Annotated in this window: 15 protein-coding genes; 7 read left to right on the top strand and 8 right to left on the bottom strand. The window is 40.7% G+C overall.

Going from position 1 to position 16575, the window contains the following annotated elements; genetic code table 11:
* Positions 1-100 precede the first annotated feature (100 nt).
* Together twy1 and RSJ42_RS16190 are read right to left on the bottom strand one after the other, a co-directional pair.
* Positions 101-1132: a 4-demethylwyosine synthase TYW1 gene (gene twy1, locus RSJ42_RS16195; RefSeq protein ID WP_410508281.1), complete on the bottom strand. Its 1032-nt coding sequence runs from the start codon at positions 1130-1132 to the stop codon at positions 101-103.
* A gap of 186 nt (positions 1133-1318) precedes the next feature.
* A complete protein-coding gene (locus RSJ42_RS16190; RefSeq protein ID WP_410508280.1) occupies positions 1319-3286 on the bottom strand; it encodes a DNA-directed DNA polymerase II small subunit in 1968 nt (655 codons plus the stop codon).
* Between the two features lie 1055 nt (positions 3287-4341).
* Between RSJ42_RS16190 and RSJ42_RS16185 the strand changes: the two genes are divergently transcribed.
* The 6 genes from RSJ42_RS16185 to porB all read left to right on the top strand — a co-directional run bounded on the left by RSJ42_RS16185 (position 4342) and on the right by porB (position 9922).
* Positions 4342-4899, top strand: a complete 558-nt coding sequence (locus RSJ42_RS16185) for a S26 family signal peptidase (RefSeq protein WP_410508279.1) — start codon at positions 4342-4344, stop codon at positions 4897-4899.
* 502 nt (positions 4900-5401) lie between these two features.
* The gene (dusB, locus tag RSJ42_RS16180) at positions 5402-6373 is read left to right on the top strand and encodes a tRNA dihydrouridine synthase DusB (RefSeq protein WP_410508278.1); all 972 of its coding nucleotides are present in this window, start codon (positions 5402-5404) and stop codon (positions 6371-6373) included.
* A gap of 576 nt (positions 6374-6949) precedes the next feature.
* Positions 6950-7498: a pyruvate ferredoxin oxidoreductase subunit gamma gene (locus RSJ42_RS16175; RefSeq protein ID WP_410508277.1), complete on the top strand. Its 549-nt coding sequence runs from the start codon at positions 6950-6952 to the stop codon at positions 7496-7498.
* Positions 7499-7539: 41 nt separating this feature from the next.
* Positions 7540-7827, top strand: coding sequence for a pyruvate synthase subunit PorD (gene porD, locus RSJ42_RS16170; RefSeq protein WP_410510396.1), 288 nt, complete (start codon positions 7540-7542; stop codon positions 7825-7827).
* Positions 7827-9035, top strand: a complete 1209-nt coding sequence (gene porA / locus RSJ42_RS16165; protein WP_410508276.1) for a pyruvate synthase subunit PorA — start codon at positions 7827-7829, stop codon at positions 9033-9035. Before porD ends, porA begins: the two co-directional genes overlap by 1 nt.
* Positions 9032-9922: a pyruvate synthase subunit PorB gene (gene porB, locus RSJ42_RS16160; RefSeq protein WP_410508275.1), complete on the top strand. Its 891-nt coding sequence runs from the start codon at positions 9032-9034 to the stop codon at positions 9920-9922. Before porA ends, porB begins: the two co-directional genes overlap by 4 nt.
* 18 nt (positions 9923-9940) lie before the next feature.
* Here porB and RSJ42_RS16155 read toward each other — a convergent pair whose 3' ends face one another.
* Positions 9941-10060, bottom strand: a complete 120-nt coding sequence (locus RSJ42_RS16155) for a S8 family serine peptidase (RefSeq protein ID WP_410510395.1) — start codon at positions 10058-10060, stop codon at positions 9941-9943.
* 102 nt (positions 10061-10162) lie between these two features.
* Positions 10163-10390 carry a protease inhibitor I9 family protein gene (locus tag RSJ42_RS16150; RefSeq protein ID WP_410508274.1) on the bottom strand — a complete coding sequence of 76 codons (228 nt, stop codon included), beginning with the start codon at positions 10388-10390 and terminating at the stop codon, positions 10163-10165.
* A gap of 963 nt (positions 10391-11353) precedes the next feature.
* Here RSJ42_RS16150 and RSJ42_RS16145 point away from each other — a divergent pair.
* Positions 11354-12895: a hypothetical protein gene (locus tag RSJ42_RS16145; protein WP_410508273.1), complete on the top strand. Its 1542-nt coding sequence runs from the start codon at positions 11354-11356 to the stop codon at positions 12893-12895.
* Positions 12896-13674: 779 nt separating this feature from the next.
* On the opposite strand, the gene RSJ42_RS16140 is transcribed toward RSJ42_RS16145, so the two are convergent.
* The 4 genes from RSJ42_RS16140 to RSJ42_RS16125 all read right to left on the bottom strand — a co-directional run bounded on the left by RSJ42_RS16140 (position 13675) and on the right by RSJ42_RS16125 (position 16519).
* Positions 13675-14130 (bottom strand): hypothetical protein, encoded by a 456-nt coding sequence (locus RSJ42_RS16140; RefSeq protein WP_410508272.1) that lies wholly within the window; start codon positions 14128-14130, stop codon positions 13675-13677.
* Positions 14131-14220: 90 nt separating this feature from the next.
* The gene (locus RSJ42_RS16135; protein WP_410508271.1) at positions 14221-14562 is read right to left on the bottom strand and encodes a hypothetical protein; all 342 of its coding nucleotides are present in this window, start codon (positions 14560-14562) and stop codon (positions 14221-14223) included.
* 334 nt (positions 14563-14896) lie between these two features.
* On the bottom strand, positions 14897-15712 hold the full coding sequence (locus RSJ42_RS16130; protein WP_410508270.1) for a metal ABC transporter permease: 816 nt from the start codon (positions 15710-15712) through the stop codon (positions 14897-14899).
* Positions 15713-15754: 42 nt separating this feature from the next.
* Positions 15755-16519 carry a metal ABC transporter ATP-binding protein gene (locus RSJ42_RS16125; protein WP_410508269.1) on the bottom strand — a complete coding sequence of 255 codons (765 nt, stop codon included), beginning with the start codon at positions 16517-16519 and terminating at the stop codon, positions 15755-15757.
* Positions 16520-16575 lie beyond the last annotated feature (56 nt).

Here is a 16575-nt window from a genome sequence, read left to right as displayed (position 1 = left end):
TATGACTATAAAACTCTTCCTGTATATCGACTTTAATAAACCAAGCCTTAAAAGAACAGTAGATTCACCTTGAGAAATCCGTAAATATTGAGGGGTTAATTCAGAAGGAAGATTTCTTTACAGGAGATTTCCTTCCGTCCTTTGAAAGCAGGACGACACGGCTTATTTCGGAATCATCTGCAATTTCATACCCAAGATATTTTGCAAGTTCTTTTGAAAATTCAAGGACTTCTTCATGCGCAGGCATTGCGGAACGGTCGAGGCGAAGGCGTGAGAAACCAAGGTGCATATAGGCTTTTATTTCAACAAAATCCGGCGAAGCTTTCTTAATCAGGTCTGCATAACCCTCTGGATTAAACATATTTTCACCCTTAACAAGGGTAGTCCTGATGACTGTCCTTGAGGATTTCTCTTTCATAATATCCAGAGACTCGTTGATTTTGTCCCAGAGATCAGGAGATTTTGGCTGGCAGACCCTGAGATAAGTTTCGAGATCAGGGGCATCAAGGCTCATATATAGCTGGGAAGGATTGACCTTTGCAAGCATTGAAGGTATAGTTCCGTTAGTTACCAGGAAGGTAGTAAAACCTCTATTTTTGTATTCCTCAATCAGTTCCGGAAGGTAAGGGTAAAATGTAGGCTCTCCGGACAGAGAAATTGCAACGTTATTCGGCTCATTTCCTTCAAGCCAGCGTTCTCTGAGTGCATTTGGAGATCCGCCAAAACCTGTGATCAACTTACGCTGGCAGGCAATACTTTTCTCAACGATCTTTTCAGGAGAGTCCCATTCTCCGGGCGCAGGGACAGGAACTTCTGTAGGGCGCCAGCAGAAAAGACAGCGCTGGTTGCACATAAGAGTTGGAGTCATCTGGAGGCAGCGGTGGGACTGGACACCGTAAAATTTGGATTTATAGCAGAAACCTTCGTCATTCATAGCTTTTCTGAGCCAGAGACAGGTCTTTACTGCCGAATGGCGGCCTGCAAGAGCATAACTTTGTTTTTTTAGAAGGGTAGCAAAATCAGGGATATCGAAAGGTAAAGAAGCCTGCTCTTCAACCCTATTTTCTTCCTGGATTTCCGGCAAGTTTTCTCCAGAGTTTTCCTTTTCTTCCTTTTTTTCTTCAAGCGGCATTTTGCGGATATTAATTCTTTGTGGTATATATAAGGATCGGAAAATAATTTTAGAGAACTGAAGGTGGATTACAAGTAGAACATTTAGAGTTACAGCTGAGCATTTAGGTTATGGTATAGCATTTAGGTTACAGTAGAGTTTAAAGTTGCCAAACCTGGTTTGATTGACCGTATTCAATCAACCAGCTTAATCAAATGCCAGGATTTTCACGTCAAAATCCGCGAGATCCACAACCGGAACCCGAGCAGGCACTGGTACCAGATTTACACGTTTCTGAAACTCTGTCTGAGCCTGCCAGGTTCCAGAATTGACAAGAAGGACATTTTTATAACGCTGTACTCCAAGGGTATGGACGTGTCCTGTATGAATAATATCAGGAACGGGGTCAATTATGAAATAGTCTTTTTTCTCCGGGGATATGGAGACTCTGCTTCCGTAAGTCGGGGCAAGATGCCTGCGTTTAAGCATTTCAAGGACTGCTCCTGCAGGCTCGTGATATGAAACTCCAGGGACGCTTGCCACAAGATCATCAATCGACCTTCCATGATAGATAAGGATTCGGATTCCATCGAGATCCACAAGAGCAGGGTTGCCCACAAAGGTGATATTTTCAGGAAAATCTGCGCAGATCCTCTCAGGAAGAGCAGGCTGTGGTTCTGCCTGGCGTACAGCGTCATGGTTTCCCGGACTTATAATTATGCGGATATGCTCTGGAATTTCCCTGAAGTACTCTGCTGCTCTCCTGTACTGTTCATAAACGTCAAGAATATCAAGTTCCATTTCCTGGTCCGGATAAATTCCAATTCCATCCACAAGGTCTCCTGCAACAACGAGATAACGGACCTGGGAAGCAATCTCTCGCATCTCTTCAGAATCGGATTCACCTTTCAAGAAGTCCAGAAAATCCAGCCACGCATCTTCCAGAAACTGAGAGCTGCCCACATGCACATCCGAGATCAGTACGGCTTTGCCGTGGCTTCCTGTCCTGCGCTGAACGCTGTTAGGGACATCAGGCTGGAGGATTTTTGTAGCCATCATAAGGTTTCCGTCATTCGTGACCGAACCTGTTACTCCGATAACTTCGTCCAGAAGAATCCTCGAAGCCAGTTCAAAGAGATCTTTATCACTGTTTCGGATAAGTACTGAAAAAGAGCCTGTAGGGTCTTCAAGGGAAAGCATTTTGTGCCCGTTATTTGTGCTGCTGATGTCTGAAACCATTCCTATGATAGATATTTCCTCGTTGCCACCGTCTGACCCGCGGCGAAAACTCTTCCTTTTCAAACTTTCTATTGGGCGCGCGTTCATTCTGCCTCTGAGGATTTCAGAGAGCCTGCTATACCTGTCCCTGAAGTATTGCACGAACTGCATATACTCTCCGATACAGGTTGAATGTCCTGTAATATCGGAAAGCACGGTGACCGGGTTACGGCCTGAAATATGCCTTGCCCCTTCTGTTCTGGAACCTGAGAAAAAATCATTTCCCTGGTTTAAAGGGGAGTTTGCTCTGGAAATATGGTCAGGAATAGAAGAAGAAGGTGAACTTGCCTGTCCGAAAAAAGGGGAGACCTGTCTCTCTACAACACTTTCTGAGGATGCAAATGAATTGACAGGGCTGGAAAGAGAAGGATGGGCAGAGTTAACAGATGAGACAGCAACAAAATCAGAGGAACTGGCATTGCCAATAGGGTTAGAGATAGGATCAGCAGCAGAACTAACTGCATGATCAGGAATAGAATTAGTTGCAGAGTCAGTGACGAGACTAGCAATAGAATCGGCAATTGACTTGATAGCAGACCTATCAACAAAATCAAGTGCAGGTTCGTGAGAAGAGAGAGTATCGGAATCCATGGATACCGGGACGGGTGAGGGAATACAATTGGAAGACTTATTCCCGGAAGGTATGCTATCGGAATGCATTCGGGAGAGTGTAAGGGAAGATAAACCAGAATTTTTCTCTAAAACCGTTTTCAAGGCTTCGAAACCTTTCAGATCAATATGTTCGGGTTCAATAACAAAAATGCAGTCGCTAATAGATGAGAGGATATATTTTAAAAGGCTTTCAGGATAGTTACTTGACTTGATTAATTTTATTGCTAGCGGGCTTATCTGGTACCCTTCTTCTGTAACTGCTCTTACAATATCGATTTCATCCATAATTTTGACCTGATTTCTGGACCCTGTTCCTGGCTGCCTTAACTTGTTGGATCTGTATAGCCCGACATTTATAATTCTAATCCGAAAATATTTGAGGCTAAGACCCACTCAAAATATAAAAGCTAATAACATACAAAACTAATTCGATACAAGTAGAATAATATCATTAGGTTTTAATAATTTTTTTCATTCTTAAAAATGATTGTGAAATGCCTGAAATCCTGTAATTCCAGTAGATATGTTAGAAAATTAAGGTATCTTGCCAGTAAAATGCTAGTATTACAGGAAACTAACTATAGTTTACAGGTGATTAATGATAATATTACAGGTAACTATCGAGAATGCTCTGTAAATATTATAGTATATACTTTTATAATATTCCTTAGTAACAGTTATAGAGTATGTCTGCCAGCAGGCATTTGTACTTTGTTATAAATATAAGTTTGTTTTGATTTAATCGCCTGGACAACTATAATATTAACCAAAATATGAAACCTATTAAGTAATCTCGCATTGATTTAAGACCATTGGAGTAACCAGATTATTTTATGATCAGAATATTTACATAACCAGATTATTTTATAGCAGATTATTTCGTAATTAGTGTTTATAAGTCAGATTTCTAAACGGGTTATCAAATCTACGAAATTTCAGTTTATTTATTGGATATTAGTTCGCAAATATTATAGCTAGATCATAAAATTGTAGGTTAATATAGAAGAAAAACAAATGTTATGGATAAATAAACCAGTGAGAATAAACCAGTGAGTATCAAATAAAACAAAAAATCCAGTATATTAACGGTACGATAATAGGATTAATGTATGATAACCGGATTTATACAAAAACATAAGTTACAGTTTATGATACTGAACTATACAAAAATATAATTAGCTGGTGATGAAGCCTTAAAAGGAAACAGGGATCAGACGAAATATAAATACAGAACCAAATACAGAACCAGCATCACCAGAAGAATAATCAATAAGATAAAGAGAAAAATACAGCACCAGAAGAATAATCAAAGAATAATATAAAGAGAATAAAGGCTTACTATGAATAAAACTGGTAAACAAAACAATACCCGGGAAGAAGAAAACTTTCTGGTTTCCCTTGGAAAGGATCTGCTATCGGTTGCGGCTGTCCTGATAGTCTTTATGGTTCTTTCCAAGCTGATTTTCGGGCTCTGGACTCCTATGGTTGCAGTGGAGTCAGGAAGTATGGAACCTCATATGCAGGTAGGAGATATTGTTTTCATTAAAAGCATTGACAGAGTCGACCTTATTACCAATGAAGAAGGGAAAAAGTCGAATTATATGACTTTCGGAGATTATGGAAACGTAATTCTCTACAAACCATATGGGCAGGACACCATAACTCCTATAATACATAGGGCGATGTATAGGGTTGAAGCCGGAGAGCCTATGTGGGAAAACGGTCCTGCTGCGCCCTACTCGGGATACATCACCAAGGGAGATAATCCGGTAACTAACAGTCACTATGACCAGGAAGGGCAGATCAGCTATTATGTGCCTGTAAAAGATGAATGGATAATTGGAGTTGCAAAGTATAGAGTTCCTTACCTTGGACACATAAGGTTGCTGTTTTCATGAGCTTTGACTGTATAACCGCAAAACAGCAATTCAAAACAGTTATTCAAAAAATCATGTGATCAGTAAAGTGGTCTGATCACTGATTATATTTCATTTAATCGCTCAATTCTTACCTGGAAAGACTCATATTGATCCTTTTTCATTTTTAAATATCTGTAGCTGACCGTCTCGCAGTGGATTTTAACGAACTTTGATTGATCTGGAACTTTACATTCAAATTGTTTTTCCAGCAGTTATTCAAACCTTTTCTTAATTTTTCCGGGTTTTTGCGAAATGTTTTTGAGTCTCAACGAATCAGAGTAGACCACAAGTTTAAGCGAATCCAGGTAAAGACAATCCCGAAGTAAAAATATTAAAAAAGTATACAAATGAGCAGGTAGAATTAAAAAATGAAAAATAACAAAAATGCAGATAAAAGTTAATAAAATAGCTACAAATGAATAAAATAGCTGAAAATGAATAAAATAGCTGAAAATAGAAAAAAGTTCAAAATCAAAGAATTATGGAACTCAAAAAATTAAAAATTGGCAGGACGGAGCTTTCCGGAAATCTGCTTCTTGCACCTATGGCAGACGTGACAAATCTGGCTTTCAGGCTGCTTTGCAGGCGGTATGGGGCTGATTTTACATATACTGAAATGATCAGCGCAGATGCTTTGCTCAATGAGAGCAGAAAATCTTTCATTAAAGGGCTGAGTACTCAGGAAGACAGGCCTTTCGGAGTTCAGCTTGTAGGGAACTGTCCTGAGAAACTCATAAAGGCTGCACTTTTTATTGAAGAAGAGTACAGGCCTGAAGTTATTGATGTTAACATGGGCTGTCCTTCACGATGCATTACAGGAGCTGGCTGTGGCTCGGCTCTTCTCAATTCTCCTGAGATTGTATATACAATAGTCTCGGAGCTGACAGACGCTTTAAAGACTCCGGTCACGGCAAAAATCAGGCTTCTCGGAAGAGAAGAAAAAACTCTTGAAATTGCTCGCCTGGTAGAAAAGGCAGGGGCATCGGCTTTAACCGTACACGGCAGAACTGCAGCACAGATGTATTCGGGCAGCTCAAACCTTTCTGGGATAAAAGCTGTCAAAGATGAGCTTTCAATCCCGGTCATTGCAAATGGGGATGTAAAAGACGAGGAATCTGTAGAAAAAACACTGGAGCTGACAGGCTGCGATGGACTGATGATAGGGCGCGCAGCAATGGGAAACCCATTTGTGTTCAGGAGAATCAGGCATTATCTGGAAACCGGTGAAAAGCTTGAAGCGGAAGAACAGTCAAGACGACTTGAAGATTTTGATACCTATATTTCTCTCCTTGAGGAACACGGCCTGCTTTCATCCATAAACCTCAGGATGCATGCACACTGGTTTACCAAAGGACTGCGCGGCTCGCGGCAGATCAGGGAAAAAATTAATGGTCTGGAAGACGGAAGAGCCGTGACTGAACTGATAAGGAGTTTCTGCCAGGAAATATATTAAAATATCCCACTTTTTTAAGGTAATCTTTGTTTACGGCGATAATGAGAAAAAACGTTATCATTGGGCAGGTTAACCTGAAAACAATAATTATAAAACACTTAAAATATAATTTCTAAATAGATGAATATATAAATAATTCTTCGACTTTCACCGAAAACCTAATAATAATCTACACTATTATCCATGAACTATCAGGCACCAAACAGCGTGAACATACAATTGAAAATATATTATACGCAAAATAACCATGATCCAATAATTATGAATACTTTAAGGTTGACAAGTCTGCCGTCCAGACTTATGAGTTACCGTAAATTCGTTCTGGATACTCATGGTGTCTGAAGTAAAAAACCAGATAAGAGCCGTAAAAGGGTAGGTACAGAGCTCTAGACTGGCAGGTATTTATATAGAAATTAACTTCAGGTTAACTCAATTAACAGTAACTCAGTTAACAGCAGTGTGCTGACAACTAAATCATAAGTATGCCAAACAGACTGCCGAGAAAGGTTTTAAGTCTTAGAAAAACGGTAGAAAACCCAAATTAAACTTAAAAACGCATTAAAAAGGAGAGTTCAGATGAAGGAAATCAGAATACACGGTCGAGGAGGCCAGGGTTCTGTTACTGCGGCTGAAATGCTTTCCGTTGCAGCTTTTGAAGATGGAAAGTTCAGCCAGGCCTTCCCCGCTTTTGGGGTAGAGCGAAGAGGTGCTCCTGTACAGGCATTCACCAGAATAAGTAACAGCCCGATCAGGCTCAGAAGTCAGATTTACGCCCCGGATTATGTTATTGTCCAGGATGCCACCCTGCTTGAAACTGTTGACGTTGCAAGTGGAATAAAAGATGATGGAATTATCATAGTTAACACCACAGAAAAGCCGGAGAGCCTGAAGCTTAACACAAAAGCCAAGGTTATGACCGTGGACGCTACAAAGGTGGCAATGGAAGTTATGGGTATTCCCATTGTAAACACTGTTCTCCTTGGAGCTTTTGCGGGCGCAACCGGAGAAATTAATGTGGAATCCATCCAGAAAGCCATAAAGGCTCGTTTTGCCGGAAAAGTCGGAGAAAAGAATGCAAAGGCAATCCAGAAAGCCTATCAACTGATAAGGGGAGAAGAAGAATGAGCTCTGGAACCGAGCAGGACCGTAAGATTCGTCCAGAAGTCCTGAAAAACGATAATGAAAAAAACGGTTTAAACATTACACGCTGCAGAACATGTCAGCCGGGTTCAACTCTTAAAAACAAAACAGGAGGCTGGAGAAACTTCCGTCCGGTCTACATTTATGAAAAGTGCACCAAATGTGGAATTTGTGAAATTGTGTGCCCTGACATGTCTGTGAAGCCCAGAGAAGACGGCTTTTTTGAATATGATTACGATTATTGCAAAGGTTGCGGCGTCTGTGCAAACGAATGCCCTGCAGATGCAATTGAAATGATCCTGGAGGAGAAATAATGATCAACCCCGCTCATAAGGGAAAAATGGTAGTTGTGGAAGGCTCTTATGCTGTTGCTCACGCTGCAAAAATATGCCGTCCAAATGTAATTTCAGCCTACCCGATTACTCCTCAAACACATATCGTTGAAAATCTTTCTCAATTCATGGCAGATGGAGAAATTCCTGACTGTGAGTACATTAACGTTGAATCGGAATTTTCAGCAATTTCTGCACTTATAGGAGCATCTGCAGTAGGCGCAAGAACCTATTCAGCCACCACCTCACAGGGACTTCTGCTCATGCATGAAGCTCTTTTTAACGCTTCAGGAATGAGGCTCCCGATCATAATGACTGTGGCAAACAGGGCAGTTGGCGCTCCAATTAACATATGGAATGACCATCAGGATTCAATCGCTCAAAGGGATACAGGCTGGATTCAACTTTATGTAGAAGATGTCCAGGAAGCCTCTGACACTATTCCTCAACTCTACAAGATTGCAGAAGACAGTGACGTTATGCTGCCAGGTATGGTTTGCATGGACGGTTTTATCCTGTCTCACGTTTACGAGCCTGTTGTCCTGCTTGAACAGGAACTGACCGACAACTTCCTCCCGACATTCCAGCCCGAAAACATCCTTGACCCTGAAGACCCCAGGACTTTCGGAGCCTTTGCAGCCCCGGATACCTATGAAGAATTCAGGTTCCTGCAGGAACAGTCAATGCAGAAAGCCCTTCCGAAGATCGAAGCTGTTGCAAAAGAGTTCGAAGAAGTCTTCGGCAGGTTCCATGGAGGGCTTGTTGACGGATATCACCTTGATGACGCTGAAATTATAGTCATGTCCATGGGATCCATTCTCGGAACTGTCAAGGACGTTGTTGACCAGTACAGGGCAAAAGGAGAAAAGATCGGTGTCCTGAAAGTCAGGTCTTTCAGACCTTTCCCGGTAAAGCAGGTCCGCGAAGCTGTCAAGAATGCCCATGCGGTTGTCGTGCTTGACAAGAATATCTCAATAGGTACTAACGAAGGCGCTCTCTTTACAGAAACAAAGTCCTGCCTTTACAACAGTGATATCCGCGTACCTGTAACAGGTTACACTGTTGGACACGGGGGCCGTGACATCCGTGCAGAGAGCATAGAAAAGGTTATCGAAGAGACAAAGAAAGTTGCAAAATCCGGAATTACGGTTGAAAGCAGGTTCCTGGATCTCAAGGAGGAGTTGCTATGAGTAAAGCTGCACCAAAAACATATATTGCTTCCGGACACAGTGGCTGTGCAGGCTGCTGTGATGCCTTTGCTGCAAAGTTCACGCTCATGGGCGCAGGCCCCAACTGTATTGTGGTTAACCCTACAGGCTGTCTTGAAGTGATGACCACTCCTTTCCCGAATTCATCCTGGCAGGTTCCCTGGATCCACTCCCTCTTTGAAAACGCAGGCGCAGTGGCTTCAGGTGTGGAAGCTGCCCTGAAAGCTCTGGGCAAAAAGAACGACACCAAAGTAATATCAATTGGAGGAGATGGCTCTACTATGGACATAGGAATCGGAGCCCTTTCAGGTGCATTCGAGCGCGGCCATGACTTCACCTATGTTTGTATGGACAATGAAGCCTATATGAACACCGGAATTCAGCGCAGCAGTGGGACTCCATTTGATGCCAGCACCACAACAAGTCCGGCAGGAAAATTCTCCTTCGGAAACCAGCGCCCCAAAAAGGATATGCCTGCAATTATGGCAGCCCACGGCTCTCCCTATGTAGCCACAACTTCAATTGGCTACCCGAGAGATATGATACGTAAGGTCAAGAAAGCAACGGAAATAGTTGGCCCGACTTATGTCCACGCCCATGCGCCCTGTACGACAGGCTGGGGCTTTGATACATCCAAGACCCTGGAAGTTGCCAAACTCGCAGTCGAAACCTGCCTCTGGCCAATGTACGAAATGGAGAACGGAGAAATCACACAGGTTAGAAAGGTGAAGGATCCGAAACCAGTCGAGGACTACCTGAGAGTTCAGAAACGCTTCAAACACCTCTTCACAATGGAAGGCGGAGAGGAAGAAATCAAGAAGATCCAGGCAATGGCAGACTGGAACATAAAACACTATGGGCTTCAGTAAAAACTGCAGCTCATCTTTTTATTTTTCATTGTCTTCCGCTGTAATGATTCCGGCACAATGGGTTCCGTGCCAGTTGTCATCTATAGGATCATTATCCCCATTTACGAAATCATATCCTCCGAAGTAGTAATCATTCAGCTCGGAGTGTGTATAATCGATTCCCGAATCAATTACCGCAACTTTAATTCCAGTACCTTTGTTATTGGTGTGAACCTTATCTGCACCTATTCGACTAACTCCTCAGCATATTTCATCATCAAGAACCTTTATTTCACAGTCTGGCTCGATATAAGCTATTTTGCTATTCTTTGACATTTTTTCAATTGCTACTTCTGGAATATTTGCTGCAATTGCATTAATATATTTGTAATTATATTTTATAACTCCATGCTTCTGAAAGAGCCCGATATCTGCCTTATCTTTAAAGCCTACAATTACAGGAACTGCTCCAGAGACGCTGGTCATCATTCCATAAATCAGAACAAACAGGAAAAACAATTAAGCTAAGTTTTTTCATAAATTTTTATGAAGAGTGTTTGTTATATAAATAAATTTATATAATATAGGATTTTTTAGGAAGTTGGCAGTATTTTGTGTTTCCTCAATTATTAGAGTGGCATTGCAAAGCTAAGCATTAGTAATTCACAGAGGATTTCATCCAGTTACAATTATCAAACAAAAGAGTCTGCGGATGTCTTAATCACAACATATTATTATGCCATAAAATTAGACTATCCAGACAGCTTGAAAAAACTAAAATTAAAACAGCCTCATTATCTAAAATAATTAAAAAATATACTGCTAAAGAATTTAATTATAGCTATTTTCCTTTCTTTGTACCTCTCATATGAAAAGTTTCGTACCTGTTTAGCAAGAAAATATGAAGTAAGAAAAAGAGGAAAAATCTTGGAAGTAATTACTTAACTTGGAGCATGATTTGAGATACATGGTAAATAAGCGAAATAAGAAGAAAATGCTTAAAGCGTTTTTAAATGCTAAAATAGAAGTCTAAAATTCTGATTTAACAGTAAGACATTCACCTAATTATTTAAATCTAAAATTATATATTTTCGCATATACATATTGTACCATACTATAAAGAATATGCCTAAGAACATTGTTTTCTTAGAGTCAGAATTCATGTAGTAAAGATTTGGAATAGGGAATATATTCAGGGGAAGATATAAAAATTTATTATCTTCTTGACCTGCACTTCAGCATTACAAAAACGGGTTCTTTGCAAAAATTCAAAAAAATATGTAAATTTATAAGTAGCGGAGCTTATCCCAAAACTCAAAATTTGCTTCTCGAATCCTGTATCTCGAATTATCTATCGTGTTCCGGATCTCGAAAACGATTATAGAAATTACTAATGATTGGAAGTAAAATGTCTTTTGGAATAGGCTCTAAAACTAAACCGGGGTTTAATACATGAAATATAAGATGCAATTACTTCCAATACTTTTTGCGTTATTTATATTGGTGACTGTTATACCATTGGGGATGGCAGCAAGTGTAACACCAGAAAAAGTCGATCCTTGGACGTCCGGCGATGCCGCTTCCGAGTGCGAGCAGGCTGGATACAACTGCGAGTTTTCCTATAAGATCGATAACTGGGACTCAATAGACGAAAATAGTATTTACACAGCAAATGGCAATACCATCACTATCCTCAATAGCAATGGCAAAACTTTTGACTGGAAGTCAGAATATCCAGTATGTGCGGTCATTGTAAAGGCCGGCACAGCGGCCTACATCTATAAATACAATGGCGAGTACAGCAGCGATACTGGACTTGTCGGACCGGATGGTAAGGATATAAGTCATGTTACGTTTTGCTTCAACGTCCCTGACCTTGTTGAGAATCTCAAAGTCAGCAAGACTGCCGACACGTCTTACACTCGCACCCACAAATGGGATATCACCAAGTCTGTTGATACTGTAAACGACTACATGCACAATGGATTCCCAAAAATCTGGCTTTATACAGATGGGCATGGAGATGAAACAGCTACCTGGATCGTGGACGTAAAATATAACGGTTATGAAGACAGCGACTACGCCGTATCGGGCACAATTACTATTGAAAACACTGGAGATCTAGACGCCACTATCACCAATATTGAAGATGTTCTTAGTGGAAATTCGTTTACAGTGGAACTCCCTGGCGGAGTAACATCATATACGCTGCCTGCTGGTCAAACCCTGACGCTTGCCTATAATATGCCAGTCAATAGCAAGATCAATGGCTACAATGATGCGAAGGTAACGACCGAGAGGGGCAATTATGAAGGGAGGAGCGCCGAAATATTCTGGGGTGATCCCACTACAGAGGTAAATAAAGAAATTACAGTCCGTGACAGTATGTACCTTGATGACGTACTCCTTAATGTTCAGGATCTTGGCACAGTAACTGCTTCGAACGACCAGCAGTTTACATACACAAAGGACTTTGCGTGGGCAGACTACGGCAAGGACAAGGGTGGCGATTACACCTACCACAATACTGCAACTATTGTAGAAACTGGTCAATCTGACGATGCCACACTTCTGGTCAACGTCCAGAAATACATGTACGAAACAGCTTATGCTAAGGGCAGTGAGGCAAAATGTTTCATCCCCACCTTTGCAAATTGGGGCTGGACTAACCCGATTAAGCCCGGCACTTACACGATGGACCTTTGGGCTGGAGCCGCGCAGTGCGATACCACTAAAGGCACCCAGGTAGGCACTGTAATTGTAGTGTATGGCATTGATGGCTACGTGACTGTAACCTACAACATGAACAAAGGCTTCCTCCTGGAAGAAACCCACGTGTATGCAGGTTCCGAAATATTCCCGAAGGACAAAAAGGGTAAATTTACAGTTGCGCCAGGAGCATACTCCAACGCCAGTCCGTTTAATGGTGACCCTGTCTATGTCATCGCACACGCGGTGGTAGGAATTCCTGACCCGAATTTTGGCCCCAAATGAGTTAAGAAGAAAAACCCGGGATTCTCCCGGGAATTATTTTTTTGGTAAGGCATCCAATAAGAAAATCAGCGTCCAATCTGCAGACTTTTATAATACACTATTTGGAATTTGTTTAAACGTATTTTCAAAACAGAAACTACTTATCATTTCTCTATTAACTGGAAGAAATAATAGTTCCAATAGTTCCTTTCAGAAAACACAGTTTATTTTCTGAAGAATTCAAATTAAAGATATAATAATCTTGTATAATAAATATAGATGTCTGGAAATAGGAGATCTGGTCATAAAGCAAAAAGAAAGACAGAAAAACACTGGGACGAGTAACACTTTAAAAGAACTAATTATTGGATACAATAGGCATCTGTTTTTTAATACCGTTTTGCAATGCCATTTTGCAATTTCGTTCTCAACACCGTTTTTAACTACTATTTTTAACTATCGTTTTTCAAGGTTTCCGTTTTTAGGTTCCGTTTTTCAAAAATCCGTTATTAAACCGTTTTTTAAGCGCTGTTTTTTAATATAACGTTTTTTAATTCACCGTTTTTTAATATATCGTTTTTTTAGGCTACCGTTTTTCACAGATGCCTTGCACCCCTAATATCTTTTAATAAATATAAGGATACGGATGTACTGAAAATTGAATATAAGTACATGGAGGTACTCAAAATTATCCATAGAGTTTTAAGTGGAAAATCAAAAGAGAAAGCTTGCATAAACGGAATATATTAGAAAAGAGTAAGAAAGATAGAAAGAAAAGAAGAAAATAAGCTGCCAGAGGATTAAATATCAATTAGAGGCAGCTGTCTTCTAAGGTCTGGCAAATAACCTTCTCTGTGAAGAGCAATCTTATAATCGCTTACTGATCTGCAAATTTTTTGTGTATATTTTATACAATCGGTTCCCACTTCCCCCTTAAATAGCAGTTTTTCGATTTTTTCAATGAATTCCGGATAAGTGAATATCAATTCCTCTTTAGTGTGCAGGAAAAGAGCTGCAAAGTCCCTGTGGATACCCATACTTCTTTTAAGCAGTTCGACGTTGAGGTGGTCTTCTGAGATGTAATTGTTGAATTTCACAAACGTGTAAAAGTCTGCGATATTCTGATTCAGGGAATTGAGTATTGAGTGCAGCACATTGTCCGTTTCCGGAAGAGGAATATTCGGAAGATTGAGGTTTTCGCCGCTAAAGGTCTCGTTTTCTTCTATATTTTGATCCTGGGTTGTATCACGGTCCATTTTATCACCCTGGTATTGCGTTTTGTATTTTTACATTTATGTTTTATACTCGGTCAACTGGTCACGGTTTAATGCAGTAGGGACCAGTATTTATCTTTCTGAGGTGGCTTTCGGATACACCCACAGGTCCGGAATATAGGAGACATGAGTGTATCTAAGAAGTTGAAGTATATCCAAGTGATAACTGCCCTGTACAGATTGCCCTAACCTGTCCAAACGTATCGCTTCCCCACTAGAAGCATTTTTGTGGCATTTCACATGGAGCGGTGGACTCCGTTTTTGAATCTCGTTTTTGGATTTCATTTTTAAATCCTTTTTGGACTCCGTTTTTCCATCAATAAATGATTCCAGGTGTGTTGACTCACATTCCTGATTCTGGAGTCCTGCAAAAAACTTAGCTTGATAATTTGCTTGATATTTAGCCTCTAGCATTTTACTGTATATAAAATTATGTCTTAATAAATCTTCTCAAATATAATAATATAGACGAGTATATTCGGTTCTACTGGGAATTCTGTTTAAGTTTGCGACATACTAAGGAGCAATAGAATAAATATTTGAGCTTTTATATTCAATATCTATTCTTATCCATTCTTAATAATTCGAGAAAAAACAGTTTTGAACTTTATAAGTGGGTTTGGATATGACAGGATGCGCTAGTAAAAAGGTAGCCTAGTAAAAAGGTAACTACAGGTTTAAAAAATATTTCTCGGATCTTTCAAACCTTTTTAACACCTTTTCAGTTTAATAAAAACTCCTTCATTTTTTAAACACTTTTATTTTCGAACATATCCATTCCGACAGCTACCAATCCGTATACGAAACTTAAAACCAGAATAATAGTAGCTCCCGAAGGGACATCCAGAGCATATGAAAGGCCTATTCCTGTGACGCTGATTACCATACCAAAAGCTGTGGAAATAAGCATCATTTTTTTCAGATTATGGGTAAATTTGCGGCTCAGAGTGGCAGGAATTGTTAGAAGGGCTATCACAAGAATTATGCCAACTACTTTGATAAGCACCACAATTGTAAGGGCAATAATACATAGAAGGAAAAGGTAGAGTTTTTCAGCAGGAAGGCCCTGTACAGTCGTGAACTCTTCGTCAAAGCATAAAGCGAGAAATTCTTTATAGAACAGATACACTGCACCTACTATGATGACATCAAGAGCCAGCATAAGGTACAGGTCCGCGCGTGGGACTGTAAGGATATTTCCGAAGAGGTAGGTCATCAGGTCTGCAGCATATCCTGGGGTAAGATAAACAAAAATAACCCCCAGAGCCATTCCGAGAGACCATAGTATACCTATTGCACTATCTTCCGGTATTTTTGATTTCTTACTTACGGTGCCCATGACAAGCGCTGATAACAGGCTGAACGGAAGAACCCCGTACATAGGATTAATCCCAAGGTAATATCCAAGGCCTACGCCTCCGAAAGAAGCATGGGCAATTCCTCCGCTAATGAAAACAATCTTTTTAACAACAACATAGGAACCTATGATTCCGCATGCAATACTTGCAAGAACTGCGGCTACAAGGGCGTTCTGAATAAAAGTGTACTGAAGAAGATCAAACATTTTTCTTTCTCCTTAAAGACTGTTTTTCAAATCCGATGATCTTCAGGAACTCCCTTTGTGCCTTTCCAGCACTCTATGGGGTACTCCGTGAGCAATCAATTCGACAGGACACTGGTAAGTAGCTTCCAGATCTTCGAGCGGAATCTCCTTCGAATCATGATAGTGGAGAGTGCGGTTCAGGCAGGCTATTTTGTCAACGTAAACGGAAACTGCACTGAGATCGTGTGTGACCATAATAATTGCCATTTCCTGCTTGAGCCTGTTCAAAAGCCTGTAGAGCTCATCCTGCATGTGGGGATCAAGCCCGGAATTAGGTTCGTCAAGAAGGAGAATCTTGGGATTCGTGGCAAGAGCGCGGGCAATGAAAACTCTCTGTCTCTGTCCACCCGAAAGCTGTCCTATCTGCCTGTTTTTAAGCTGGAACATCTCTACGGTTTTTAGAGCTTCTTCAGTAGCTTTTTTGTCTTCCTCACCATACTTTCTCAGAAAACCCGTATGGCTCATTCTCCCTGTCAGGACCACTTCCCAGACGCTGATAGGGAAATCAAAGTCAAAACGTCTGTATTGAGGGACATACCCTACAAGATCTCTGGTTTTTTCCGGAGGCTTTCCAAATATCTTCACACTGCCTTTATAGGGCTTCAGGAGTCCCAGGAGTACTTTGAGGAGTGTAGTCTTACCTCCACCGTTAGGGCCAATTATCCCGAGCAGCCCTTTAGGCTCCTTTAATTCCAGATTTACCGCTTCAAGGATTGTCTGGGTTCCGTAGCGGACCCAAACATCCTCCAGCTCTATAACCTTCTCCATTAACCTTCCTTCAGATTATCGTTTTTATTTTACCACGAATTATGTTCTTTTTATAT

The organism is Methanosarcina hadiensis (assembly GCF_046529725.1).
Classification (GTDB): Archaea; Halobacteriota; Methanosarcinia; order Methanosarcinales; family Methanosarcinaceae; genus Methanosarcina; species Methanosarcina hadiensis.
Note: the sequence above shows the minus strand (reverse complement) of the source record. Positions and strands in the feature narration are given on the sequence as shown.